The following is a 25,477-nucleotide window of genomic DNA, read 5'->3' on the forward strand; positions in this document are numbered from 1 at the left end:
CTGAAGGACTCGGACCTCGCAGACAGCAGAAGCAGCACAGGCGGGAAAGAATGGCGGAGGCGGTTCCACACGGATTCGGACAATCGGATTTGTTACGGGATGCTTCCCGCATGTTATTGAAACATGGGAATAAGGCGGACTGGGCTATGGGACCCATGCAGAACATGATTGCTCCAAAGACGTCAATACCGGCATTGCGAGTCAGGTGTTGTCTGTCGATAGTGGTTCTGCTGCTGACAGTCCTCTGCCGTCCGACACTGGCCCAGTATGACGGTGCACCAGTACGGGACGGAAACCGTTCTTTTCAGAAGCCGGTGCAAAACTGGATAGAACGACGAAACCGTAACATTCTCATGCAGCAACGGGATTTTTCGTGTGGTGCGGCGATTCTCGGTACCATGATGCGCTATTACTGGGAGGACCGGGTCACCGAAGAAATCCTGATCGAAGATCTGCGTCAAATGCTGCCGCAGGAAGAACTTTTTGAACGTGTTGAAAACGGCCTGGCAATCACAGACCTGCGTCGTCTGGCAGTAAGGCGGGGTTACCTGTCAACGATCGGACGGGTTAGTTTTGATCAACTGACGAAGTCAAAAATTCCGCTGATCGTGGGTATCGTAACGAATGGTTACGATCATTTTGTGCTCTTCCGTGGGTTCGACGGCGAATGGGTGTACTTGGCAGATCCTTCTCGCGGCAATATACGAGTGCCGTCGTGGCAATTCGTCCGAGAATGGCAGGAGAATGCGGTTCTCATCGTGATTAAGAAGGGTGGAAAACCCCAACTGGATTCGCCTTTACATGTAAGAGACGAGGAACGGGGTGTCGGACGAACAAACTTGCAACTGATCCGAAATCTACCGACAGGGGCAATCCGCGCAGGATTCAGATAAGTGACTCACTCGAGAAGGTAATGTTTTGTGTTAGCCGGCCGTAAAGAAACTGCCGTCTGCCAGGGGTTTCAATTATGCTGTTACTGTTCTTTGGCGTCTTGTCGATCTGTACGAAAGATTCGGTTGTCAGGTGAATCGACTACTACGGACAAACCCGGGGTCACCAATTCAGCAGCAGTGGCCCGGCATGTACTCGGTTTCCTCGGCCAACGGATTCGAGGGAACACACACACAGCCCGACGGACCAGAGCTGTCCGTGATGACCTTTTCGGGAGATCCGACCGCACACAGGCAGACCTTCGATGCCGGAGTTTGGTCAGAGTGTTTCAGCACAGGATCAATAATCGTCGGTTACTGTTTACCACACTCTGCGGTAAAACGCTGAGTCATTCCGCGTCGTTCCAGTTCACTGTTCAGCACTGCACGGTAGTAGGACATGCGTTGTTCTGCCTGATCCAGGGTTCCGCCGAAACTTCGATTTTCGTCGGTGTACACCAGCGGAACAGGGAACTCTCTGATGTTCCAGCCAAGATCGGCTATTTGAACCCACAACTGCAGTGGCATTGCATAACCAGTTACAGTGATTTCCAGATCAACCAGAGAAGAGACACGATAAGCTTTAAAACCGCAAAACGCGTCTGTAATGGAGAGATTTAGCTCCTTGTTGAGGCAGGCTGTGATCTGACGATTGATTTCTCGGCGTTCCGTCGGAACAAACGTATTTTCGGAGAATGGCTGCAGATATCTTGATCCGGACACCATGTCACAGGGATCTCCATCTGCATATACCTGTTCAGCAATCCGCTGCACCAGCTGCGGCTGGTGCTGTCCGTCGCAGTCCATTGTGACCAGTACGTCGAACCCACCTGACACCGCGTGTTCAAACGACGTTGCCAGAGCAGCACCATAACCGAGGTTTTCCGGGTGGTCTACAACTGTGATTCCGTCGATTGCGGTCAGTAACTCAGCGGTTCCATCGTCGGAACCATCATTGACCACAAGAACCCGATCCGCATGATATTTGACCTGGTCAAGAACCGCTACAACATGTGCAACTTCGTTGTAGACTGGAATCGCGATGAGCGTTCGATGAGACATGGGCACATTCTACGAAGCAGAAGAGTCGAGTCAATTGCCTAACGGGCAGTGAACACGTGAGTCCGGACAGCATTGACACGCCTCGGCATGCTGTTCTGACGGAACTAATCGATTATGTGCAGCATTCAGGTTCAGTAAATGGTCAGTACGGAAGAACATCACAAACGCCGCGGTTACTCGCTGACGAATCGGGACCTGAAACAGGTTCGGCCGATCGTTTGTGGTGACGACGAAGGTATACGGAGTGCGGGCGAACTTAATGATCGATTGCATCCTGAACCAGACGCTCCAGATCCGGAAGTTTTCTGAGTCGTTCAATCAAAGGCTCTGCCACAAAAACACGTACGCGTTTCACACAGTCGTCGAACGCGGTGTTCGACATGGCGCTGACGATCGGCGACACATCAACCAGTTTCTGCCAAGTTTGAGACCGAGAGTCGTAAACGTCTACCTTGAATTCAACCTCCCGATGAATTGGAGGCGCGTCGATCAATACGTCTGTTTCAGAAACCGGCTCATTAATCGCGGAACCCAGGAGTTCGGCCAGCCGGTTGGAACACCGGACCAGATCTTCGTAGGGCATCCGTCGCAATGACTGATACAGATGATTCTGGCTATAGACACTGTATTCGGCCAGTCGTTTGTGCAGGCGTCGATGTGAACCAAAGAGTCCGGTCATGAGCCGTTCTGTGTTGGTGTCGGCTGCATCAAACAGTGAACGAATCATCTCCGGTTCATTCATCATAAACAATTGTGACAGATCGAGACGATGACGGATTTCGAAGAAAGCACGCGCAAACATTGCGGTTGCTGATCTGACCGCGTGATGCCAGTAAACTTCACTGAACATGACGTAACGGGCAAACACCATCATTTCTGCTGCCGTGCGACCTTTTGTGGTAATTGCCAATCCGTCTCCTTTCTCATTAACAATCAGTGATGCCATGAGGCGATTGCGGTCAAAATTTCTTCCGTATGGCACCCCACAATGCTGGCTGTCCCGCTGCAGGTAATCCATTTTGTCAATATCAACCGGTCCGGAAAGAATGGAACGGCGCAGACGGCTGCTGTGTTCAGGTGACTGACTGGTCAGCAAGTCCAGAATCTCAGATGGTTCGACATTCCAGTGTTGCTGCAGAACCCGAGTCAGCTCACTGTCTTTACCAAGAAACCGGCCGGCGAATTTCTCATGCGGCGGCATATCAGGCAAAGCCAGATCTTCAATCGGATGGCAGAACGGCCAATGTCCGATGTCATGAAGCAAAGCCGCCACAATCAATACTTCGGCGTCATGATCCGATACCGTCGCTGCAAATCGCTCGTCCTTACCCAGTTGCCAGAGGTAAGCCAGCGAGTTGTGATACACTCCCAAGGCATGTTCGAACCGGGTATGAGTGGCCCCGGGATAAATTCGAGAGGTGAGAGCCAGTTGACTGATCTGTGCCAGTCTTCGAAATTCAGCCGTGTCCACAATCGCGCGGACACGTGCGGACAGCGGCACGTCCTGTTCGATCGGAATGCGCACCACACCAAGGTGGTTACTGTCACGTGAAATCTCTTCGATGTGAGAGTAGGGGTTTGTCATCGGTGTTGAAGGTGAACTCCTTTGATGAGTACCGGCGATACCGGCCGAAATCAGGCGTCGCAGTACTGAGAACCCGAATCAGACATGTATTCCGTATTCTGATCTGCCAGTAAATCAAAATCCGGCTTGAGTTTCCGGCGAGAGACTGCGACCATACGACAGTTCAGAAATTTTTCATTCTGTCAGAATCACTGCCGCTTGCCAGAGATGACGGATTGCATTACCGGATGTTCACGGGTTGCAGTCGAATTCCGGTCCGGCTCGCGACTGTTCGGGATGTTTTGATTCGGCCGAGGTTACTGCTGTTTCGCAGATTACCATGGCCGCGAATTTCTGCCACTCAACAGCTATTGATGGCGTGGACCCTGCCCGGTTTTGCGCACCGAGCATGTCTTTGACTCGCCGCTGACATATACTCAGAATTATCGGAATAACATGGCAAAGGAAGAAGCAATCCAGGTTGAAGGCAGTGTGGTCGAAGCGCTGGCGAATACTCAGTTTCGTGTGGAACTGGAAAATGGCCATATAGTAATGGCCCACGTTGCCGGAAAAATGCGGAAGCATTTTATTCGCATCGTGCCTGGTGACCGTGTTGTTGTTGAAGTGTCGCCCTACGACCTGAATCGCGGCCGCATTGTTTTTCGCGAACGTTAAGACCAGCAGCGCTGATCGCTTCTGTGAACTGGTTGGGCTGTGCAGTAACTGATCACGTTCTGCCAGGTCTCGCGGAATGAATCCGGGAGCATTCATTGGTTTCGATGTTGTCGAGTACTGATCAATGTCTGATGTTGACGTCCCGCTGTCATTTGTGCGTTTGTTCACAGACGGCGCCTGTAAAGGCAATCCCGGTCCCGGCGGCTGGGGATGTATCCTCAGACATCCGGCCAGTGAAAGTGAAAAAGAATTCAGTGGAGGCGAACTGGATACCACCAACAATCAAATGGAACTGCAGGCTGTGATCGAAGGCCTTAGTCGTTTGAGTCGTCGATCCAGGGTCGAGGTGGTTACCGACAGCAAATATGTTGCCGACGGATGTCGGTCCTGGATTGCAGGCTGGAAACATCATGGGTGGAAACGGAAAAGTGGTAACAAATTTCTACCGGTCAGAAACGTGGAACGCTGGAAGACGCTGGATGCACTGATTCAGAAGCATGAAGTCCAGTTCACCGTTGTCAGGGGCCACACCGGTCATCCCGAAAACGAACGGTGTGATGAACTGGCGGTTGCTGCTGCAGAGAAGGCTCGACGTGTTTTGTAGAGATTCGGTGCTGTTTCTTCTGCCGCAGATGTGTTCCGGTGACAGGTCCTCGTCTGAGTCAAATTGAAACGTTGTGGGCTGATGTTCGTCAGAACCCTCCGGAAGACGGTCCCGAAATGTCAGTGGCGCGAGTTCGGCTGACCGAACGCTGCAGACATTTGATTCTGCAGTATCTGATGGCCTGCCATCGGGATCGCGATGCTGCTCAGCAGGTTTCACTGCAGTTCCTACGAGTCGACTTCTCCGTTGTTTCTGCTGAAAAAGCGGTTTTCGCAACGACATTAAGACTGTAATTGATCACCTTCTGCTGAGTTTAGATGCGGCTGACGAAAAAACTGTGCAACTATCCTTCTAAATCAAAGTGCGTCTGCCTCAACCGAGGATCTTCGTGTTGCGCTGGACATCCGGTTGCCGGTTAGCTGGTGTGATTCCCTGCTTTGCGGATGTTGTTAACAACTCAGGCAGGATGAAGTACAGTCGGACAGGGCGTGGTATACTTTGATGCAGATGCGACTGAAAAATCGCTCGGTGCGTTCTCCGGAACCGGCAGAATTTGTGATTAACCGACCTGGAAAAGAAATTACTTCCTGACAATGTGCATGATGTGAGTCTTCGTACCCCGGAACGTTTTGCGAAGATCCTGATCGATCTGGTCAATGACTCACTAACGAGAACGGACAAAGAAACTTCGGAACACGAGTGAATAGACCTGAACTTGTAGCAGTACTGCAGACCTGTCCTGCGTTCCGGTGATGACAATGAATGAGTCAGCGAAATTCAATTGTTCTGATGTGTCCTCTAATGACGTGGCACTGAATTCAGTGCAGCGCCGACAGTTCGTCCTCCTTGAACACGATCATCCTTTCTTACACTGGGATTTTCTGATTGAAGATGGTGCAGGCCTGGCGTCCTGGAGGCTTCACGAAATGCCTCGGGGCGGAAAACTCATTCCGGCGACTGCGCTGACCGTTCACCGTCGGCACTACCTCACGTGGGAAGGTCCTGTCTCCGGAGATCGAGGTCACGTATCACGTCTGTTTTCGGGATTTCTGGAACTGCGCGGGCAGTGGCCCGATGTCAGCGCGTGGCCCGGTGTCACACTGAGGATGCTCGACTGTTCACTTGCTGAACAGTGCCGGCTGATGCGAAACCAAGATGAGACGCTGTACTGGGAATTCGTTTGATGGGAGGTTCGCTGGAAACTGCACTGCAGCAGCGTTTGCAGGTCCTTGAAAGATCAGGACGCAGACGTTTTGTCAAGCAGGTTGAATGTCTGGCACACGGACGATGTGTCATTGAAGGTCAGGAACTCGTCAATTTCGGATCCAACGACTATTTGAGTCTTGCCCATGATCCACGTGTTTGCGCCGCTTTTGCAGAAGCAGCGGGCCGTCAGGCGGGAGCGACCGCCAGTGCCCTGATTGCAGGACGATCCCGCCTGCATGCCGAGCTGGAGGACCAACTGGCGGACTTTGAAGAATGTGAAGCGGCTCTGCTGTTTCCCACGGGATTCGCTGCCAATCTGGGTACCATTCAGGGAATTGTACGACCTCAGGATGTGATATTCAGTGAACAGGAAAATCATGCGAGTCTGATTGATGCCATGCGAGCCACAAAGGCAGCGGTTTCGGTTTATAGTCGTCACGACCTTCGAGATCTGGTGTCTCAGATCAGTAAGATACGGTCCGACTATCAGTTCGGATTTTTGATCACTGACGGTGTGTTTAGTATGGATGGTAGTGTGGCACCGTTGAGGGAACTGTGTGACATTGCGGATGAGTTCCGGCTTTCTGTCATTGTTGATGATGCTCACGGAACCGGTGTCGTCGGGCCCGGCGGGCGTGGAGCGTGTGATTTAGCCGACGTTCAGGTGCGTCCATATGTTCATATCGGGACGCTCAGTAAGGCACTAGGATGTCTGGGCGGATTTGCAGCCGGCAGTCGGGTCACAATTGAATGGCTGCGAAATCGTGCGAGAACTCAATTTTTTTCAACTGCTCTTCCGCCAGCTGTGTGTGCGGCCGCTCTTGAAAGTTTGAAGATCGTCCGCTCAGAACCGGAGCGGCGATTGAAACTGATGGAACGAAACCGATTTGCACGGTCGTGCGCCCGTTCTGCAGGTTTAAACGTCCTCGGCCCCGCTGAAGCCCCTATTCTTGCGGTGACGGTTCCCGGGGAGCAGGACATCATGGCGATCTCAATGCAGTTACAGCACGACGGCTGGTTCGTACCTGCGATTCGACCTCCAACGGTCCCCAGCGGCTCCAGTCGCTTTAGACTTTCACTCACCGTTGATCACGAACCTGATGACATCGTTGCAGTACTGAATCAAATTGCTGAATTAATCAGTTAATGTGTGCCGTCACATCAGACGCGGACTGAGTCATGCCACCAATCGTGTTATTAGACGACACAGACGTTCCCGATGACCTGCTGAACCTTTCTCAGAGTCGGGATGGTTTTACGGAAGAGTTTCCGTTTACGTCCCGCTGGATTCGGATCGGCGCATCGATTCAGCATTTTGTTGACGAGGGCAGTGGTCCGGTATTGTTGATGGTCCACGGAAATCCAACATGGAGTTTTGCCTGGCGGCATTTGATTCGAAACCTGAGTGTGGATTATCGCGTGATCGCGATTGATCATCTTGGCTGCGGCTTTTCAGAGAAACCGCAGACAGATGTTTACACACTGGAGCAGCACATCAAAAGGCTGGAGCAGCTGATACTTGCTCTCGATCTGAGAAACGTCACCTTGTTTGCGCATGACTGGGGAGGAGCTATTGGCATGGGATGCGCCGGACGGCAACCTGATCTGTTTTCCCGTTTCGTTCTGTTGAACACGGCTGCATTTCGAAGTCGCCGAATTCCGCTAAGAATCTCTGCCTGTCGGATTCCCCTGCTGGGACCATTCGGTGTTCAGCGAATGAATTTGTTTTCGCTGGCGGCCGTGCAAATGGCGGTGACTCGACCGCTAACATCATCTGCCAAAGCGGGTCTGCTGGCACCCTATGATTCTGTCGAGAACCGTATTGCCGTGAGGGAATTTGTTCTGGATATTCCCATGAAACCCACTCATCGCAGCTATCAGACGCTGGTCAGGGTTGAGGAATCTTTGTCGAAACTGGCAAACAGACCAATGCAGCTCATCTGGGGTATGAGAGACTGGTGTTTTACACCTGAGTTCCTTTACGAGTTCGAACGGCGTTTTCCGAATGCAGCAGTTCACAGGATTTCTAGTGCCGGTCACTATGTATTTGAAGACGCGGCTGATGACGTGCTGGAGACGAGTCAACGGTTTTTGAAGCTGACAGCTGACTATTCGTAGCCCCGTCACGGTGTTCCGGTTGAGTAGGTACAAAACGTGAAACATGCACTGCTGCAAAACAGTCAGGGTACTTTTCCAGAGGTCGTACTCGACGATGTGTTTCCTGAAGGTATCGTCGACATCGCTTACGGTGCAGAAGCCGCGTCTCTGATCCTGGCCACGGCAGCCGGCTCACTGACACTACTGCACCGGAATGGATCTCTTCTGAAAACGAATCGTAATTTTGAAGGTGTGAGGTCTGTTGTTTGGGCCGATACAGGAAATTTTGGCGCGGCGATCGTCGGAAACAACAAAATCATTTGCTTCGATTCCGGTTTGCAGACGTTGTGGGATGTCAGGATTACAGGACAGGTGCGTTCAATCGCAATCACTCCGCATGGTAGTCATTTGGCGATTTGTGATAATTCGGCCCGGGCGCATATCGTGACAACGGACCGACAGCAGATAGCAAAATTCAATACGACACAGACTCTAGACTTTGTACAGTTCGTCGCCGAACGCCCCCGGCTGATCGGTGCCGCGGAATTCGGTCATCTCTGCTGCTATTCTCTCACTGGTGAAGCATTGTGGAGCCAGCAACTTTCCTGCAACGTTGGAGCACTAGCCGTGTCCGGTTGTGGGCGACGAATTTTGCTGGCCGGATTTAACCACGGTATTCAGATGTTGAATGGTCGCGGACATCAGCGGGGATCTTTCATGCTGGATGGCATACCGGCGACCGTCAGTGTCTCCGCCAGCCGGCGACGAATGGCCGTCTTAACACTCGAGTCAAGAGTCTACTGGATGAATTTTGAAGGAGACATGCTGTGGGCTGGCGATCTGTCGATGGATCCACCCACTCGCATCGCCGCAGGTCCACTCGGTGAACGTCTGTTTCTGGTCACTCAGTCGGGGCGTCTGCTACAACTGCAGTGGTGACGGTTCCGATTGGCGGAAGTGACCGGCCGGAGAGTTCCGACAGTACTAATCTGTAATAATTCAACGCCGGGGAAATGAAACCGGACAACGACGGTCGCCGCTGTGATGATGTGAGGCAAACCGAAATCCAGTTGCGTATTCGTCTGTCACACATGGACAGTCACAGCACACTGTTGACGGAGTTTTTAAAGCATCCGACACACAACGATTAAATCGTTACACAGACACACATCGAATGCGAATTACTTTCCTGGGAGCTGCGGGTGAAGTCACCGGCAGCCAGCATCTGATCGAAACTGATACCAAGCGGGTTCTGCTCGACTGCGGGCTGTTTCAGGGACCGGAAAGCGAAACAAGACTCAAGAACGAGAAATTCCACTGCGATCCTCCACATGTCGACTGCGTGATTCTTTCTCATGCCCACATCGACCACTCAGGACGTCTTCCCGCACTATACGCTGCCGGATTTCGCGGACCGGTGTACTGTACTCGCGCAACTGCAGATATTGCGGCAGTGATGCTGCGGGACACCGCCAGAATTCACCTGGAAGATGCACGATACGCGAACAGAAGGCGGGAACGCGGTGCTTCTGAAATCAAGCCTCTGTATGACGAAAACGATGTGAGAAAAGTCTGCCGGTCGTTTGAGTACCTGACAATGGGAAACTGGGACGTACCCGCCGAAGACATGAGATTGAGATTTCGCCATGCCGGTCACATCCTCGGCTCCGTGATTTGTGAACTCGAACTGATGGAAAACGGAGAATGGAAGCGAATCGTGTTCACGGGGGATCTGGGACGTCGGGACAAACCGCTACTGATTGATCCCGAAACCGTCGACCGTTGCGACGTGGTGATTACCGAATCCACCTACGGTAACCGGATCCACCCGCATTCCGGTGACGTCAAAGCCGAATTGCAGCGTGTGGTCAGTGAGACGGCTTTGCGGGGGGGACGAGTCGTTATTCCGGCATTTAGTCTTGGAAGAACCCAGTTGATTGTCTATCTGCTGAATGAACTGCGGAACGAACAGTCACTGTGTCGTATCCCGGTCTATATCGACAGTCCTCTGGCCACACGGTTGACCGACATCTACCGCGGGCATCAGCAACACGTGGACGACGATGTGCGTGCGACCCTGCGATTCGATGATGACATGTTTGACTTTGACGGGCTGACGTATATTCAGTCACGCAGCGAAAGCGTTGCACTGAACCGTTCTTCCGAACCATTTGTGGTGATTTCCGCCAGCGGCATGTGTGAGCATGGTCGAGTCGTTCACCACATAAAACATGCTGTCGGAAACGACTTAAATACGATTCTGATTATCGGGTTTCAGGCACGCGGGACTTTGGGTCGTCAGCTTGTCGAACAGCGGGACACCGTCCGGATTTTCGGCCGTCCTTATTCACGCCGCTGTCGCGTGGAAACCATTAACGGACTTTCGGCCCACGGCGATGCCGAAGATCTCAAATGGTGGTTCGAGTGTCTGCGTAGAAACGGTGGCACTGGCCGGGCGTTTATCGTCCACGGGGAACAGCAGGCTGCTGAATCACTCGGTAAGCTCATTTATGACTGCTGCGATCAAGCCCCCCTGGTGCCCGGGCCGGGCGACATGTACGACATCTAGGCCAGACACCGGATGTAAGGACTCATGTTGGTGTTCCATTTCCATAGCCGACATTGACGCCCGGGCTGCGTCGCCATGTGCATCACGGATGCCTGTTCCCATCGCGACTACGCACCGGAAATGACATTGTTGTCCTCGCTCAGGCACTTCGCTAATCTGTATCAGCGGTTGTGAGTCAGGCATAGAACAGACAAAACGGCCGGCTGTCAGGGGGAAGGTTTGCTTTTTATTTGCGGCGTTGAGTGTATGTTTTGCATGCCGTGCCCGTGAATATCTGTGCCCACGGTGTGACGGAGTTTATTGGTCTTAATTTTGATGCAGTAAAAGAAGACGGGACATTGAGTGTGTCCTGGCTGAGGAATTCTCATGACGGAACGTGTCACAATCATCGGATCCGGGCCGGCCGGCTGGACGGCAGCAATTTACGCGGCACGGGCAAATTTGAAACCTGTGGTCTACGAGGGGGCGTTTAACGAAGACAATCGCCAGAAAGGAACATTGCCGCTCGGACAACTGGCCCTTACTACTGAAGTCGAGAATTTTCCCGGGTTTCCGTCCGGTGATATGACAGGATACCTTGACTCGTCAATTGACGACAGCAAACGCCGGTACATGGCTCCACACGAAAAACAGGGAGTGTCCGGTCCTGAGCTGATGGAACTCATGCGTCAGCAGGCCACCAACTTTGGTGCCGAGGTTGTCACCGATGACATCGCTGAACTCAATCTGTCAGATCGTCCGTTTAAGGTTCGAAGCCTGAGCGGAACCGAATTTGACACTCATACGGTGATCATTGCTACTGGCGCCCGAGCCAATTATCTCGGCCTGGAGTCCGAAGACCGTTTCAAAAATATGGGAGTTTCAGCCTGCGCCGTGTGTGATGGAGCATTGCCCCGATTTCGGAACAGCCCGCTCGTCGTTGTCGGAGGTGGTGACAGTGCCATGGAAGAATCAACGTTTCTTGCCAAGTATGCGTCTGCAGTTTACATCGTTCATCGTCGCGACGAATTTAGAGCGAGTAAAATCATGGCCGACCGGGCACTCAACAATGAAAAGATTCACGTCAAGTGGAATTCCGTGATCGATGAAGTACTCGGCGATGATGAAAATGGTGTTACCGGAGTACGCATTCGAAACGTCAATGACGAGGGTCAGACAGAACAGCTGAGCGTATCCGGCTATTTTTCCGCAATCGGGCACACTCCTAACACGGACTTCCTTGATGGTCAGCTGGACACAAATGAAAGTGGTTATCTGACATGGACTCAGCCTCCACGCACCAACACAAGTGTGGACGGCGTATTTGCAGCCGGTGATGTGGCTGACGACCGATACAAGCAGGCGATTACTGCAGCCGGTACGGGCTGTGCCGCAGCGCTCGATGCCGAACGCTGGCTTGCCGATCAGGGGCTGGAATAAACATTGGTAATCTGGCTGACACCGGTAATCGGCTCGGCATTGATTTCTGGTGAGCGAGCGACGGACCTTGGAACAACGCAGTCCATTTCATGATTAAACAGTAAACTGACTCTGTATCATCATGATCCCGGTATCCGTTTCAAAGGCACCTTCCCGACGGCGTCCCCTCAAATTCACACTGCGGTTATGTACTGAGCCTGATGATGTACCCGGTGTCCGGAACGAACAGTGTGCTTCCCGGAGTTGGGCCATTTCCAAACGGGACGGAACCAACCCGTAGCCTCAGAAACGGCAGTGTTCCGCAGACGTTACTGAATCCTGCTGCAGCGCCACAGTTTTTCTGTTGGCTTGTAGTCTCGAAAGAATCGATGATTCCCGAATGGACTCTACCGTCGTGACGTTTAGTCAATTCCGGGTGGTCGAATGGCAATTACACCCTCGTCCGGACTGGATGCAGTGGCATACAGTTTTCGAGCGATACGTCCAGCCAGCCACGCCTGCCTCCCCGCCAGACAGGCGTTTTGCATAGCTACGGCCATTCGTGGTGGGTCAGCGGCTCCGGCAATCCCGGTATTAAGCAGTACACCGTCACATCCAAGTTCCATAGCCACCGCAACATCACTGGCCGTTCCGACTCCGGCATCGACAATTACAGGATACGCTGCATCGTCTTCTTTGAGATATTCCAGGCAGATTTTGAGATTTCCGGGATTCAAAATTCCTTGACCGCTGCCGATCGGACTTCCGGCAGGCATCACCGACACCGCTCCCGCCTCCTTGAGCCGCATGGAGCTGATTGGATCATCAGACGTATAACAAAGCACCTGAAATCCGTCATCAACCAGTTGGCGGCAGGCTTCAATTGTTGCCACCGGATCCGGCAGAAGTGTGCGGGTATCGCCGAGGACTTCGAGTTTTACCCAGTCGGCACCGCAATTTTCGAGTCCTCGGAGAATCTCACGTCCCAGTCTGGCAACTCGTACAGCATCTTCCGCAGTAAAACAGCCGGCTGTATTAGGCAGAATTGTATATTTTTTGAGATCAATAAAGTCCAGAATATTACGGCCGTCCGCGTCGACCAGACGCTCACGCCGAACGGCCACCGTGACGACCTCGGCGCCGCTGAGCGCGAGACATTCCTGCATTTGCTCATACGAGCTATATTTTCCTGTACCGACGAAAAGACGTGAATTCAGCTGATGAGTTCCCAGCTGGATATCAGTGTCTGATGTCGCGGTGTCTACGGCCGTCATTTGAGTTCGCCCTGGTCTGTCCTGAGATTAAATTCAATAGTCATTCGAACTACGGTCAGCCACCGCCCACCAGCGTGACAATCTCCAGTGTGTCACCGTCAGCTAGACGTGTGTCAGAGTGATTCTCTCTGGGAATTACTTCGTGATTTTGCTCGACGGCACAATATCGATTATTGATCCCCAGCCGCTCCAGAAGTTCGGCCATTGTGAAATTGTCGGGCAGCGTGTGATGTTCACCGTTTACGAACACACGAAGCATCATTTCCTCCAGATCGAACAAACCGCAGTAAAGTGAGCGCCACTCAGACCAATTCTAGCGGAATCCCGACGTGGTTGAAGGATCATTCGTTTGCACTCATATGATCTTTCGCCGGTAATCCCTCTGAGACCAGAGGACCAGAGCGCAACGGTATGTGCGATCAGGCAATTCAACCGATACAGAATCTGAGTACCCGAATGGCGTCCTATCCACGATGACGGGCCAAATGCCTGATGCGCGGTATCAGCCTGTTACAGAGTCGGGTAATCGAGGACATTTAACGACTCACAGCAGAACCGCACGACCGGCAGGCCTTGCCGAAGCCTGTGCCGCATCCGCAAAAACGGCACAGCAGCCACGCCTCGTGGAAACATCCGCTAAATCTACTGCGTAGACTGCTGTATTTGACTGGTTTTGCTCGGTGCGAATCAATTGTGCTGTCGATTAACAAAATGGAGAAGTGCAGTTCGGATTTTAATCCTTTGACTTCCCTGACTTAATTTGTGATCCGTCACCACGGAGGGTGATGTGCGAGTTTCCGGTCAATTGACAAATGGAGATGCCGTGGCCTGGATCGGTGTGGCGTCACCATCCTGCCCGCATCGACTGGAGTCCCTGCTGGAGGGCAGGTTCAATATCGGCCGCGGCAGGACTTGTCACTTGAGGCTCGGGCATGACTCGATTCCCGAGCTGCTGGCTGTGATTGTTGCAGACCGCATCAACGCCCGGATTTTATGCCAGTGCAGTTCGCCTCCCGTGTTGCTTAACGGCGAGCCTGTACAGGATTCGCCACTGAGTGACGGAGACCTGCTGGAGATGGGCCCGTATACTCTGGTGTTCCAGCGGTTGCGTAGTGAAGCGGCTTCGTCGAACTTAACTGGTGATGATACCGTTGATGCCTCAAAAGCCACTGCGGAAGAAATCGTTGATGCTCTGGAAGAAGAACTTACGGTTGTCGAAGAGCTGGACCATTCGCCGTTGGAGGGGTGGCGGGAACTGGCCGCACGTCTGCTGTACGATGATTCCGACGCATCTGAACGACGCGATGTCATTCCGATTGACGACGTGCATTCGCTGATGCTGAAACTGGAAGAAGGGCAACAGAATCTGCAGCTGCAGCAGGAATCAATCCTTCAGCAGTTGACCGAGCTAAGGCGACAACAGAGTCTTCTGACAGAATCGCTTCTTCCTTCGTCTGACTCGGACTCCGTCGTGCCACTTCGCTCAGTGTCTCCGCCCCGTCGAGTCAGCGCCTAGGACAGAGTGCACGAAGCAACTCCGTTCGCGTTTTGACAGGTCTCCGATCATACATCCAGGATGCAGGAAGCGGGTTCAGTATGTTTCCTGTTCCTGTTTTACAGCGATGTCGGACGATTCTTTGGTGCACGGCTCAGGCCGGTAACTGCAGCGATCCTGTACGCTAACCAGCCCTGCAACCCGCTTTGGCTGTTCATTCAGTCAACGACTGAAAACCAGATTTATCAGTGAATGACGTATGGTCCGTCTTCAATCAGCTGGTGGACAGATTAAACTTGTGAAGGTGCTGCTTCTTCAGAGAAAACTCGCAGAAGCCTGATCTTAGTGATTCAGGAGTTTAAACAATGAAACGATGTGCGGTTTGTGCAGTGTTACTGATGGTGATGTCTATATGTCACGCCGAGGATGATTCCGTCACTCCGGACAAACCCAAGCCACCGGAACCTCAATATGAGTCGGAAGGGATCAGTATCCCGCCGGCCCATTCCGATGAGCCCATCGCGGAACTATCGATTGACCGGGCAGGTGCGTATCTTGATCACGGAGCCGTAGCCTGGACAAGGGAGAAACAGTGCATCACTTGCCACACCAACGGTACGTATCTGTTCATGCGACCGTCACTGACATCCACACTGGGGCCACCTTCCGACGAGGTTCGGGAATTCTTTGTTGAACAATTAGCGGAACTGCAGCAGACAGAAGCAGACGAACTCAGGGATGGAGTTGGCCCCGCACAGTTGATTTACCTGGCTGCCGGCCTTGCTGAGTGGGACGCTCATGTCTCTGAAGCCGTTTCCGATGAAACGGATGCTGCTCTGAAACTAATGCTGGAGATTCAGGATGACAATGGTGCGTGGGGAGCGGTCTCCTGCTGGCCTCCACTGGAATCTAGTGCTTATCAGCAGGCAACCATGGCAGCCATGGCGCTGACGGCGTGCCCGGACTGGCTGGCTGACGTCGTGAACGAATCAGTCACGGAACGAATTGAACGTCTGAAAACCTATCTGCGGGATACGCCTCCGCCACACGATTATGGAAAAGTGCTCAAACTGTGGACATCAACACGCATGGACGGAATTGTGTCATCGGAGGAGCAGGAGCAAATCCTTTCTGTCATTCTGCAGAACCAACGTTCCGATGGTGGGTGGAATATGAGAGATTTCGCATTACCGGAAGAATGGGGGGATGGAAGCCGGGCAGAGAAACTGCGAAGCGAATTACTGGATACCAGTACTGGTGCGGCGTCATCGGCAGCAATGAGCGACGGGCATATGACCGGGCTTGTTTTGATTGTTCTGCAGCAACTGAAGGTGCCAGGCACCTCAGAAGCTGTTCACCGCGGCGTCGTCTGGCTTAAACAGCATCAGCGTGAATCCGGTCGCTGGTGGACACGTTCGCTGAATACAGATCGGCTGCATTTCATCACATTCAGCGGGACGGCCTATCCCTTGCTGGCATTACAGCTGTTCGAAGAACAATAAAACAAAAAGCATGAATCCGGACGGCCCTGTATGTATCGCCTGATACCGCAGTGCGGTGACACCGGGCAGATGTGTTCGGGACTCTATTTGTCAACACGAGAAAGCCCGCGGCTGGAGCGGTTCGTTCGGGTGATCGGTGTCAGCTTATCGATCGGACACAGATTGCTCGAACTTCTGCGGATGAAGTGAGGGTAAAACTCTTGAGAATCAGAGTACTTCATGTGCTGGTACCATCAGTGGGATGGTTTATGATTTCCGCCGTGTCGCTGTTTGCGGAAGAGACGGTAAGCTTTTCTCGCGATATTCGTCCGGTCCTCTCAGACAATTGTTTTTTCTGTCATGGACCGAATCGCCAGGAAGCTGACCTCAGACTCGATATTTCTGCACTTGCTTACGAATCGGGAGCGGTTGTGCCTCACGACACGACCGCGAGTGAATTGATTCAGCGAATCACTGCTGTTAACCCCGATTCGCGCATGCCACCGCCTCATACCAATCGGCAACTTGACGCGGATGAGATTGCGGCCTTGCAGACATGGATTAAAGAAGGCGCACCGTACGAACAACACTGGGCCTTTCGGTCTGTACCGCCATTAAAACTGCCCGTCGTCAGCGACCCCGAGCGATGGACCCGGAATCCTGTCGATTGCTTTGTGCTCAGGCGTCTACAGCAGGAGAATGTTGCTCCAAATCCGCAGGCAGATCGTGAACGTCTATTGCGAAGACTCACCCTGGATCTCACCGGACTGACTCCGACAATTGATGAAATCGATGCGTACCTTTCCGATACATCAGAGTCTGCCTGGGACAAAGTCATCAGTCGTCTGCTGGAATCTCCTGCCTTTGGTGAACAGATGGCTCAACAGTGGGTTGATGTGGCACGCTACGCAGATACTTTTGGCTACGACAACGACAACGAAAACCATTTATGGCCCTGGCGAGACTGGGTGATCAGAGCTTTCAATCAAAACCTGCCGTACAGTGACTTCATTCGCTGGCAACTGGCGGGTGATCTGCTTCCGAATCCGTCTCAGGATCAAATGGTTGCTACGGCGTTCAATCGTCTGCATCGTCAAAACGCTGAGGGTGGCGTACTGCCGGAAGAATTTGTTGTTGAATACGTTGTGGACCGTACGCAGACCTTTGGAACCGCCTTTCTGGGCCTGACGATCGAATGTGCACGCTGTCATGACCACAAATTTGACCCGATTTCACAGAAGGATTTCTATCGACTGTATGCCATGTTCGCCAACATTGACGAACTGGGAACTTATGCGGAAAAGACGACATCAACGCCCACACCCAACACCTTTGTGTACACTGACCGTCAGCAGATACAGCACCGAGCTTTGAAGGCAAACATTTCCCGGGCAGAGGTGGGGCTGGCTAAAGAAGAGTCCCTCGCCGAATCACGATTTCGGAAATGGCAGGAAACAAACACATCCTTTTCTCCCGTCATTCCGGAGCCGGTCCTTCAACTGTCGTTTGATACACGCGATCAACTGCCGGAAACAGCAGTTCTGGTTAATGGAATCATTAACCAGGCCGTACGTTTTTCCGGTGATGCCGGAGTGCAACTTAAAGATCACAGCCAGTTCGAACGAACGGATCCATTTTCAATAACGATGTGGCTTCGACCGGAACAATTCGGTGACCGCATGGTGGTCTGTCATAATACGAAACCGGTGTGGGAGGTCGGGCATCGCGGGATCGAACTGGCCATCGATCCCGTTGGGCGAATCGAATTCAGTCTGTGTCACTTCTGGCCCGGAAACGCGTTGCGTGTGACCACCCGGTCATCTCTTGTGCGTCGTGAATGGACGCATGTCAGCATCACCTACGACGGCTCAAGTCGTTCCGCCGGCATCAATATCCATCTGAACGGGACGCTGACTCCACTGCATATTGTTCGCGACAATTTGTACGACACAACGCTCCTGCCGCCGGACAGAACCGCACCACTTGAAGTTGGTGCTCGTATGTCAGAGCCCGGTTTTAAGCAGGGCGCGGTCGACGAATTTCGTCTTTACGACCTGTGTCTGACGAATGCCGAACTGACAGGAATTGCACACCGAAAATTCCAGCCTGCTGATCGTAATGATGTTTGGGAATGTTATCGAGAGCGCATAGACGAACACTACCGGCATGCCAGGCACAGGCTTCAAAGTGCCCGAGTGGCTGAAAACAAATTCGTCGGAACGCTTCGCTCGATTATGGTCATGCGTGAAAAATCAGAGACGGCAATCGCACGAGTGTTAAACCGGGGGGTTTATGACCAGCCCGGTGAAGAAGTCGTCGCAGGCGTGCCTTCCGCAGTTCTTGATCCTGGCCGCCGGTCCCCCCGTAACCGTCAGGAACTTGTCGACTGGATGCTTCGCCGTGATCATCCTCTGGTGGCTCGAGTTGCCGTTAACCGGGTCTGGAAAATGTTCTTTGGACACGGACTGGTATCTACGCCTGAGGACTTTGGCAACCAGGGTGTGCCCCCTGAACATCCGGAAATGCTGGACTATCTGGCTGCACAGTTCATGGACAGTGGCTGGGACGTGAAAGTTTTATGTCGTCTGATTGCCGGTTCAGCCACTTATCGCCAGTCGTCACGACCGCGAAAAACGCTTTCAGAACGGGATCCGGAGAATCGGCTTCTGGCGTGCGGGCCGCGACATCGACTGAGTGCGGAACAGATCAGGGATGCGGCCCTCAGGGCCAGTGATCTGCTTGTACATCGCGTGGGTGGCCCCAGTGTAAAGCCAACCCAGCCTGAAGGACTCTGGAAGGAGGTCAGTCAGAGTACCTTTGCACCGGATGATGGAGACGGACAGTACCGTCGGAGCCTGTACACATTCTGGAAACGCACGATTCCACCTCCCAACATGATGGCGTTTGATGCGGTCAGTCGTGAAGTGTGTGTGGCACGGCGTGAAACCACCGTTACTCCCAATCAGGTACTTGTCCTCCTGAACGATCCTCAGTTCGTGGAAGCAGCCCGAGTACTGGCTGCCCGCGTGCTCCAGGAAAAACGGCACACTAAACCGGCTGTTGTCGAAGCGTTTCGCAGAATCACCGGTCGTTTTCCCCGAGATGAGGAGCTCCGGGAATTGTTGGCTGCCCATGCCGCTCAGCGGCTTATCTACCGGAAAAATCCGGATGACGCTGCCAAACTTGTCAACGTCGGAACACAAGCAACCGATGAAACACTTCTTCCTCAGGAACTCGCCGGCATGACAGCCGTCGTCCAGCTCATGATGGGTTTTCTGGAGTTTCAGATCAAGCAATGATGCGTCCGGGTAATGGACAGGACCGAATCAATGAATCGAAATATTGAGGTCACCGCTCAGCTGAATCCAAAGTTCGCACTGTCAACGACCGGCCGCTCGCTTTCCGGCCAGCCATTGATTCCACGTGATTCGCTTTTGAACCATGTCACACGACGACATTTGCTGCAACGGACCGGATACGGCGTCGGCGCATTGGCGTTGTCTGAACTTATGTTGTCGGGAGCTGCCCGTGGTGAAACCGGCGTTTCATTGGCGAAGGGTGCCCATTTTTTGCCACGTGCCAGGCGAATGATCTGTTTGTTTCAGAGCGGTGCTCCCTCACAGCTGGATCTGTTTGATCATAAACCAACGCTCCACGCGCTCCATGGAAGTGATCTGCCGGAATCGGTTCGCCAGGGACAGCGTCTGACGAGCATGTCAGCCGGTCAGGCACACTGGCCACTGGCGGGTTCCCGTTTCAGGTTCCGGCAGCATGGCGAATCCGGAGCATGGCTCAGTGAACTCCTGCCCTGTACGGCTGCGATTGCAGACCAGTTGTGTTTTGTGAAGTCACTGCACACTGATGCGATCAATCACGATCCGGCAATCACATTGTTACAGACGGGAACTCAGTTATCAGGACGTCCTTCCGTTGGTGCGTGGCTGAGCTACGGCCTGGGCACTGCAGATCACAATCTCCCGGCATTCGTAGTCATGACCACGCGAGGACAGGGCGGTCAGCCCGTGTACTCACGTCTTTGGGGCAGTGGTTTTCTGCCGGCCAGCCATCAGGGTGTTCGCTTTCGGTCCGGAAGAGACCCGATTCTGTTCCTGAACAACCCGAAGGGTATCACGGCTGCAGCTCGCCGAAATCAGCTAGATCACTTGCGACGACTTCATGAATTGAACGAACATGAATTCGGCAATTCTGAGACGGAGGCGCGCATTCGTCAGTATGAGATGGCGTATCGAATGCAGACATCAGTTCCGGAAGTGACCGAAATGGCAGACGAAACCGAAGCCACGTTTGAAATGTATGGTCCCCGGTCACGACAGCCCGGCAGCTACGCAGCCAACTGTATTCTGGCGCGGCGGCTTGTTGAACGAGGTGTCCGATGTGTGCAGTTGTTTCATCGGGGGTGGGACCAGCACGGAGATTTGCCGAAACAGATTCGCGGTCAGTGTGAGGAAACCGATCAGCCATCAGCCGCTCTTGTTCGCGATCTTCAGGCACGTGGTCTGCTGGATGATACTCTTGTAATTTGGGGCGGTGAATTTGGCCGTACCAGTTATTCTCAGGGAAAATTAACAGCCGTTAACTATGGTCGCGACCATCATCCCCGCTGTTTTTCGATCTGGTTGGCGGGTGGAGGTATTCAGCCGGGAATCACCTACGGTGAGACCGACGAATTCGGCTACAACGTCATTCGTGATCCGGTCCACGTTCACGACCTTCAGGCTACCATGCTGCATCTGTTTGGGATTGACCACGAACGCCTGACTTATAAGCATCAGGGACGCAGATTTCGGTTGACTGATGTCTATGGAAACGTGATCCACCCTATTCTTGGTTGACACTACTCAATTGAACTCATGCGATTAATCAACGTTAATCTTTCTACGAATGTCTTCACCGTTCCTGGTGTGTATTGCCTGTTGGCAACCCTAGTTCACGGGGCCACTCCGCCGGATTTCAACCGGGACGTTCTGCCGATTCTGGCAAATCATTGTCTGGAGTGTCACGGTCCCGACAGCCAGCAGCGCAAAGCCGACCTTCGTTTCGATACACCAGCCAGCCTGTTCGTTGACAGAGGAGGGTATCGTGTCATCAATCGGAAGCATCCGGAACACAGCGAATTTCTGGTTCGGATCAGCAGCCACGATCACGAATTACAAATGCCGCCCCGGGATTCACCGAACCAGCCCACACCTGAGGAAATCGATGTGCTTCGGCGGTGGGTACTCAGCGGTGCGAACTGGACAGCTCACTGGTCTTTTGTAGCACCTCGACAGCCGCCTGTACCGCAGGTACAGCCAAATCCTGGAAATCAAATCGATGCCTTTATTATTGCAAAGCTCCGGCAGGAGGGACTCAGGCCTTCGATGAAGGCTGACCGCTTCACATTAATACGTCGTGTGACACTGGCGCTGACCGGACTACCCCCCACTCCGGAAAACGTCGATGCGTTTGTGCGGGACGAATCTCCCAACGCTTATGAACGTGTTGTTGATCGACTGCTGGGCTCTGCTGCCTATGGCGAGCACATGGCGCTTGGATGGCTGGATGCAGCACGTTATGCGGATAGTGCCGGTTACCAGGCCGACTGGGAACGGTTTATGTGGCCGTGGCGAGACTGGGTCATTCACGCTTTCAACGACAACATGCCGTTTGATCAGTTCACCATCGAACAACTGGCCGGGGACATGTTGCCGAACGCGACAATATCTCAGCAGCTGGCCACCGGTTTCAACCGCAACCATCGAATCAACGACGAAGGCGGTAGTCTGGATGCTGAGTTCGAAGTGGAATATGTCGTTGATCGGGTAGATACGACTGCGACTGTCTGGCTCGGACTGACCGCCGGTTGTGCACGCTGTCACGATCACAAGTATGATCCGCTGTCGCAGCGGGAATTTTACCAGCTTTACGCCTATTTCAACAATGTGCCGGAGAAGGGAATTGATGGACGCAGGGGCGCAGCTCGTCCCTTCATCAACGTCACAAACAGGTACGCTCAGCGTCAACTACGAGAGTTAACCGCCAAAATTAACCGTTTAAAGGATCAACTCTCGGGTGATACGGAACACCTCCGACGAGTCCAGGAACAGGCTCAGTTACTGCGTAAGAAAATGACAACACCGGTGATGGTGATGCAGGAACAGCAACCGCGGAAACCGGCGTACCTGCTGAAGCGAGGGGCATACGATCATCCTGATAAAAGCGAAATTATCCCACCCGCACTGCCGATGGTATTTCAGTCTTTAACCGCTGCAACTCCCGATGATCGCCTGCAATTCGCAAACTGGATTGTCAGTCGAGACAATCCATTGACAGCTCGCGTGATCGTCAATCGGTTATGGCAGCATCATTTTGGTTCAGGAATCGTCAAAACGTCGGAAAATTTCGGCACGCGGGGGGAACCGGCTTCACATCCGAATCTGCTGGACTGGCTGGCCATTGAGTTTGTGCGAACCGGCTGGGATATCAAAGCCATGCACCGGCTGATTGTTACTAGTTCCACATTCCGTCAAACATCAACACTGACACCCGACCAGCTGGAACAGGATCCTCATAATCGTCTGCTGGGCCGCGCCCCGCGGCGACGGCTCAGCGGAGCCGCCATACGCGACCAGGCAATGGCGATCAGTGGTTTGTTGAACTCCGTGATCGGCGGCCCGCCGGTCAAGCCGTATCAACCCGAAGGATTGTGGAAAGAGCTTTCTTTCGGGACAGGTAAGACCACCATTGATTTTTATGTACAGGATCACGGTTCGGATCTCTACCGCCGCAGCCTTTACACCTTTTGGAAACGAACCGCAGCACCGCCAAGACTGGCCGTGTTCGATGGTGGCTCACGTGCGATGTGTCGTGTCCGCCGTGAATCCACAAACACACCACTCCAGGCGCTAACACTTCAAAACGACGTCACTTTTGTGGAGGCAGCCAGACATCTGGGCGAACGCATGCTCACCGTCGGGTTCGACAATTCTTCGAAAGGACTCGCACACGGCTGGCGACTGGCTGTGACACGGTGGCCTTCGCCGAATGAACTGCAACAGCTCGAGCGTGCTCTCAAGCGTAATCTCAGTTTATTTCGGGCCAATCCGACACAGGCGGATCAGCTGCTTGCCAACGGTGAATCTGAACTTAACCAGGAACTCGATCGACCAGTCCATGCCGCATGGACGATCGTGGCTCTGTCGATTCTCAATCTGGACGAAACGATCACACGAGAATGAATCACCAAATTCAGGCAATCACCGGTAATCGACTGCTGCAACTTACTCGCCGGTATTTTTTCGGACGCGGAGCCACCGGAATTGGTTCGGCCGCGTTAGCATCCATGTTTTCAAAGGAACTCAGAGCGGGAGACCGCGTTCCTGCGGTTGTTCCGTCATTGGCTCCGAAAGCTAAACGAGTCATCTATCTGTTTCAAAGTGGCGGGCCGTCACAGATGGATCTGTTCGATCACAAACCCCGGATGCAGAATTATTTCGACAGCGATCTGCCGGACAGCGTTCGCCAGGGGCAGCGGATCACCACAATGACCTCGCGGCAGGAGAGATTTCCTATTGCGCCCTCAGTGTTCCGTTTTCGTCGCCACGGTCACAGCAATGCTTTGATCAGCGAATTGTTACCGTATACGGCAACAGTGGCCGATGACTTGTGCTTCGTAAAATCTATGGTCACTGAGGCTATTAATCACGATCCCGCCATCACGTTCCTGCAGACCGGGTCTCAGTTGTCGGGGCGCCCCAGCATCGGATCCTGGTTCAGTTACGGACTGGGGTCAGAAAATGCGAATTTGCCGGATTTTATTGCGATGACCTCCCAGGGCACCGGTGTCAGGAGTGCTCAGCCACTGTACGACCGTCTTTGGGGCAGCGGTTTTCTGCCAACAACCCATCAGGGAGTCAAACTGAGAGGCAGTAAAGATCCTGTGCTGTATCTGAACAATCCGGCGGGCGTCTCATCCGCCGTGAAACGCGGTATGCTGGACGACATAGCAGAGTTAAATCGAGAGCGTCTCGACGTGACCGGCGATCCTGAAATCGCCACGAGGATTGCTCAATATGAAATGGCGTTCCGTATGCAGGCCTCAATTCCTGGCCTGGTTGATTTTTCGGACGAACCACGGCATGTCACAGAAATGTATGGACCGGAGGTCCATAGTCGTGGCAGCTATGCTTCGAACTGCCTTCTCGCGCGTCGATTGTCAGAAAGAGGAGTACGATTCATCCAGCTGTTTCATAAGGGATGGGATCAGCACGGCAATCTTCCAAAAGCAATTCGTGCCCAATGCCAAGACACGGATCAACCTTCGGCAGCACTCGTACGGGACCTCAAACAGCAGGGACTGCTCGATGAAACGCTGGTCGTCTGGGGGGGAGAATTTGGTCGCACCACCTATTGCCAGGGCGATCTGTCACGAGAAAAATACGGACGAGATCATCACCCGCGTTGTTTCACGATATGGATGGCAGGTGGTGGAATCAGGCCGGGCATGACCTGGGGGGAAACAGACGATTTTTCCTACAATATAACCGCAAATCCGGTCCAGGTTCACGATCTCCACGCAACGATGCTGCACCTGATGGGCATCGATCATCGGAAGCTGACATATCGGTTTCAGGGTCGGGACCATCGTCTGACCGACGTTCATGGCAACGTTGTTCAATCCCTGCTGGCTTGAAAATATCTGAATAAAATGTGTATTGGACTCTCTTGTGGGGACCGAAATTACGGAATGAGGAGAGCCAACCGGGTTGTGGCCGCATAGGTTTTTGTTCATGAGACCAGGCTGCTGTTCAACCTGCCGGTTTGGTCTGAAGCAGCGTTACCGGGCAGCAGACCGATTCCCGAATTGACATTTGTGACTTCATCGATATGCTTTCGCACCATCAGAACTGCTGACAGAGAGCTCAAAGGCAATCAATCCAAATGGGACGAATCGAACGAACACGAGAAATCGCACGTCGCCGGAAACGCAGAGTCCAGCTCAAAAAACTTCGAACTCGTTTCGCAGCAGCGAATTCGGAGTCCGAAAAGGCAGAGATTCTCGCCAAAGCACGACGTATGAGTCCGTTTGTGACTCTTGAAGAAACAACCAACGCTTAACTTCAC

At 53.0% G+C, this 25,477-nt stretch carries 21 protein-coding genes; 17 read left to right on the forward strand and 4 right to left on the reverse strand.

What is annotated here, in order from left to right; translation table 11 throughout:
* Positions 1 to 110 precede the first annotated feature (110 nt).
* Positions 111 to 893 (forward strand): cysteine peptidase family C39 domain-containing protein, encoded by a 783-nt coding sequence (locus MK110_14770; GenBank protein MCH2212564.1) that lies wholly within the window; start codon positions 111 to 113, stop codon positions 891 to 893.
* A gap of 351 nt (positions 894 to 1,244) precedes the next feature.
* Here MK110_14770 and MK110_14775 read toward each other — a convergent pair whose 3' ends face one another.
* Both MK110_14775 and MK110_14780 read right to left on the reverse strand, forming a co-directional pair.
* Complete coding sequence (locus MK110_14775) at positions 1,245 to 1,991, reverse strand: glycosyltransferase family 2 protein (protein MCH2212565.1); 747 nt, start codon at positions 1,989 to 1,991, stop codon at positions 1,245 to 1,247.
* Between the two features lie 256 nt (positions 1,992 to 2,247).
* Positions 2,248 to 3,576 (reverse strand): HD domain-containing protein, encoded by a 1,329-nt coding sequence (locus MK110_14780; protein MCH2212566.1) that lies wholly within the window; start codon positions 3,574 to 3,576, stop codon positions 2,248 to 2,250.
* A 435-nt stretch (positions 3,577 to 4,011) separates the two neighbouring features.
* On the opposite strand from MK110_14780, the gene infA reads away from it, so the two are divergent.
* The 9 genes from infA (at position 4,012) to MK110_14825 (ending at position 12,125) form a co-directional block, all read left to right on the forward strand.
* Positions 4,012 to 4,230 (forward strand): translation initiation factor IF-1, encoded by a 219-nt coding sequence (gene infA, locus MK110_14785; protein MCH2212567.1) that lies wholly within the window; start codon positions 4,012 to 4,014, stop codon positions 4,228 to 4,230.
* 124 nt (positions 4,231 to 4,354) lie between these two features.
* Positions 4,355 to 4,834, forward strand: a complete 480-nt coding sequence (gene rnhA / locus MK110_14790; protein MCH2212568.1) for a ribonuclease HI — start codon at positions 4,355 to 4,357, stop codon at positions 4,832 to 4,834.
* A 38-nt stretch (positions 4,835 to 4,872) separates the two neighbouring features.
* A complete protein-coding gene (locus tag MK110_14795; protein ID MCH2212569.1) occupies positions 4,873 to 5,127 on the forward strand; it encodes a hypothetical protein in 255 nt (84 codons plus the stop codon).
* Positions 5,128 to 5,592: 465 nt separating this feature from the next.
* Entirely contained in the window at positions 5,593 to 6,018 is a 426-nt protein-coding gene (locus MK110_14800; GenBank protein MCH2212570.1) for a hypothetical protein, read from the forward strand.
* On the forward strand, positions 6,018 to 7,187 hold the full coding sequence (locus MK110_14805) for an 8-amino-7-oxononanoate synthase (protein ID MCH2212571.1): 1,170 nt from the start codon (positions 6,018 to 6,020) through the stop codon (positions 7,185 to 7,187). The genes MK110_14800 and MK110_14805 overlap by 1 nt, the downstream gene beginning before the upstream one ends.
* 32 nt (positions 7,188 to 7,219) lie before the next feature.
* A complete protein-coding gene (locus tag MK110_14810) occupies positions 7,220 to 8,158 on the forward strand; it encodes an alpha/beta fold hydrolase (GenBank protein ID MCH2212572.1) in 939 nt (312 codons plus the stop codon).
* 36 nt (positions 8,159 to 8,194) lie between these two features.
* Positions 8,195 to 9,076, forward strand: coding sequence for a hypothetical protein (locus MK110_14815; protein ID MCH2212573.1), 882 nt, complete (start codon positions 8,195 to 8,197; stop codon positions 9,074 to 9,076).
* 235 nt (positions 9,077 to 9,311) lie between these two features.
* Positions 9,312 to 10,706, forward strand: a complete 1,395-nt coding sequence (locus tag MK110_14820; GenBank protein MCH2212574.1) for an MBL fold metallo-hydrolase — start codon at positions 9,312 to 9,314, stop codon at positions 10,704 to 10,706.
* Positions 10,707 to 11,072: 366 nt separating this feature from the next.
* Positions 11,073 to 12,125, forward strand: a complete 1,053-nt coding sequence (locus MK110_14825; GenBank protein MCH2212575.1) for an FAD-dependent oxidoreductase — start codon at positions 11,073 to 11,075, stop codon at positions 12,123 to 12,125.
* 401 nt (positions 12,126 to 12,526) lie between these two features.
* On the opposite strand, the gene MK110_14830 is transcribed toward MK110_14825, so the two are convergent.
* Both MK110_14830 and thiS read right to left on the reverse strand, forming a co-directional pair.
* On the reverse strand, positions 12,527 to 13,378 hold the full coding sequence (locus tag MK110_14830; protein ID MCH2212576.1) for a thiazole synthase: 852 nt from the start codon (positions 13,376 to 13,378) through the stop codon (positions 12,527 to 12,529).
* A 55-nt stretch (positions 13,379 to 13,433) separates the two neighbouring features.
* Entirely contained in the window at positions 13,434 to 13,637 is a 204-nt protein-coding gene (thiS, locus tag MK110_14835) for a sulfur carrier protein ThiS (GenBank protein ID MCH2212577.1), read from the reverse strand.
* A gap of 528 nt (positions 13,638 to 14,165) precedes the next feature.
* Between thiS and MK110_14840 the strand changes: the two genes are divergently transcribed.
* The 7 genes from MK110_14840 to MK110_14870 all read left to right on the forward strand — a co-directional run bounded on the left by MK110_14840 (position 14,166) and on the right by MK110_14870 (position 25,471).
* Positions 14,166 to 14,894, forward strand: coding sequence for an FHA domain-containing protein (locus MK110_14840; GenBank protein ID MCH2212578.1), 729 nt, complete (start codon positions 14,166 to 14,168; stop codon positions 14,892 to 14,894).
* A gap of 344 nt (positions 14,895 to 15,238) precedes the next feature.
* On the forward strand, positions 15,239 to 16,375 hold the full coding sequence (locus MK110_14845; GenBank protein MCH2212579.1) for a hypothetical protein: 1,137 nt from the start codon (positions 15,239 to 15,241) through the stop codon (positions 16,373 to 16,375).
* Positions 16,376 to 16,575: 200 nt separating this feature from the next.
* Positions 16,576 to 19,653 carry a DUF1553 domain-containing protein gene (locus MK110_14850; protein MCH2212580.1) on the forward strand — a complete coding sequence of 1,026 codons (3,078 nt, stop codon included), beginning with the start codon at positions 16,576 to 16,578 and terminating at the stop codon, positions 19,651 to 19,653.
* 30 nt (positions 19,654 to 19,683) lie between these two features.
* On the forward strand, positions 19,684 to 21,207 hold the full coding sequence (locus tag MK110_14855; protein ID MCH2212581.1) for a DUF1501 domain-containing protein: 1,524 nt from the start codon (positions 19,684 to 19,686) through the stop codon (positions 21,205 to 21,207).
* Positions 21,208 to 21,225: 18 nt separating this feature from the next.
* Complete coding sequence (locus MK110_14860) at positions 21,226 to 23,592, forward strand: PSD1 and planctomycete cytochrome C domain-containing protein (protein MCH2212582.1); 2,367 nt, start codon at positions 21,226 to 21,228, stop codon at positions 23,590 to 23,592.
* Positions 23,589 to 25,046 carry a DUF1501 domain-containing protein gene (locus MK110_14865; GenBank protein MCH2212583.1) on the forward strand — a complete coding sequence of 486 codons (1,458 nt, stop codon included), beginning with the start codon at positions 23,589 to 23,591 and terminating at the stop codon, positions 25,044 to 25,046. The genes MK110_14860 and MK110_14865 overlap by 4 nt, the downstream gene beginning before the upstream one ends.
* A gap of 248 nt (positions 25,047 to 25,294) precedes the next feature.
* Entirely contained in the window at positions 25,295 to 25,471 is a 177-nt protein-coding gene (locus MK110_14870; GenBank protein ID MCH2212584.1) for a hypothetical protein, read from the forward strand.
* The last annotated feature ends 6 nt before the right edge of the window (positions 25,472 to 25,477 follow it).

It is taken from the genome of Fuerstiella sp. (assembly GCA_022447225.1).
Classification (GTDB): Bacteria; Planctomycetota; Planctomycetia; order Planctomycetales; family Planctomycetaceae; genus S139-18.

Bases quoted from the DNA above. Each gene is read 5' to 3' on its own strand.
- thiS (MCH2212577.1), bottom strand. From the start codon at position 13,637: ATGCTTCGTGTGTTCGTAAACGGTGAACATCACACGCTGCCCGACAAT.
- MK110_14805 (MCH2212571.1), top strand. From the start codon at position 6,018: ATGGGAGGTTCGCTGGAAACTGCACTGCAGCAGCGTTTGCAGGTCCTT.
- rnhA (MCH2212568.1), top strand. From the start codon at position 4,355: ATGTCTGATGTTGACGTCCCGCTGTCATTTGTGCGTTTGTTCACAGAC.
- MK110_14855 (MCH2212581.1), top strand. From the start codon at position 19,684: ATGAATCGAAATATTGAGGTCACCGCTCAGCTGAATCCAAAGTTCGCA.
- infA (MCH2212567.1), top strand. From the start codon at position 4,012: ATGGCAAAGGAAGAAGCAATCCAGGTTGAAGGCAGTGTGGTCGAAGCG.
- MK110_14825 (MCH2212575.1), top strand. From the start codon at position 11,073: ATGACGGAACGTGTCACAATCATCGGATCCGGGCCGGCCGGCTGGACG.
- MK110_14780 (MCH2212566.1), bottom strand. From the start codon at position 3,576: ATGACAAACCCCTACTCTCACATCGAAGAGATTTCACGTGACAGTAAC.
- MK110_14860 (MCH2212582.1), top strand. From the start codon at position 21,226: ATGCGATTAATCAACGTTAATCTTTCTACGAATGTCTTCACCGTTCCT.
- MK110_14800 (MCH2212570.1), top strand. From the start codon at position 5,593: ATGAATGAGTCAGCGAAATTCAATTGTTCTGATGTGTCCTCTAATGAC.
- MK110_14865 (MCH2212583.1), top strand. From the start codon at position 23,589: ATGAATCACCAAATTCAGGCAATCACCGGTAATCGACTGCTGCAACTT.
- MK110_14810 (MCH2212572.1), top strand. From the start codon at position 7,220: ATGCCACCAATCGTGTTATTAGACGACACAGACGTTCCCGATGACCTG.
- MK110_14775 (MCH2212565.1), bottom strand. From the start codon at position 1,991: ATGTCTCATCGAACGCTCATCGCGATTCCAGTCTACAACGAAGTTGCA.
- MK110_14820 (MCH2212574.1), top strand. From the start codon at position 9,312: ATGCGAATTACTTTCCTGGGAGCTGCGGGTGAAGTCACCGGCAGCCAG.
- MK110_14845 (MCH2212579.1), top strand. From the start codon at position 15,239: ATGAAACGATGTGCGGTTTGTGCAGTGTTACTGATGGTGATGTCTATA.
- MK110_14830 (MCH2212576.1), bottom strand. From the start codon at position 13,378: ATGACGGCCGTAGACACCGCGACATCAGACACTGATATCCAGCTGGGA.
- MK110_14770 (MCH2212564.1), top strand. From the start codon at position 111: ATGTTATTGAAACATGGGAATAAGGCGGACTGGGCTATGGGACCCATG.
- MK110_14870 (MCH2212584.1), top strand. From the start codon at position 25,295: ATGGGACGAATCGAACGAACACGAGAAATCGCACGTCGCCGGAAACGC.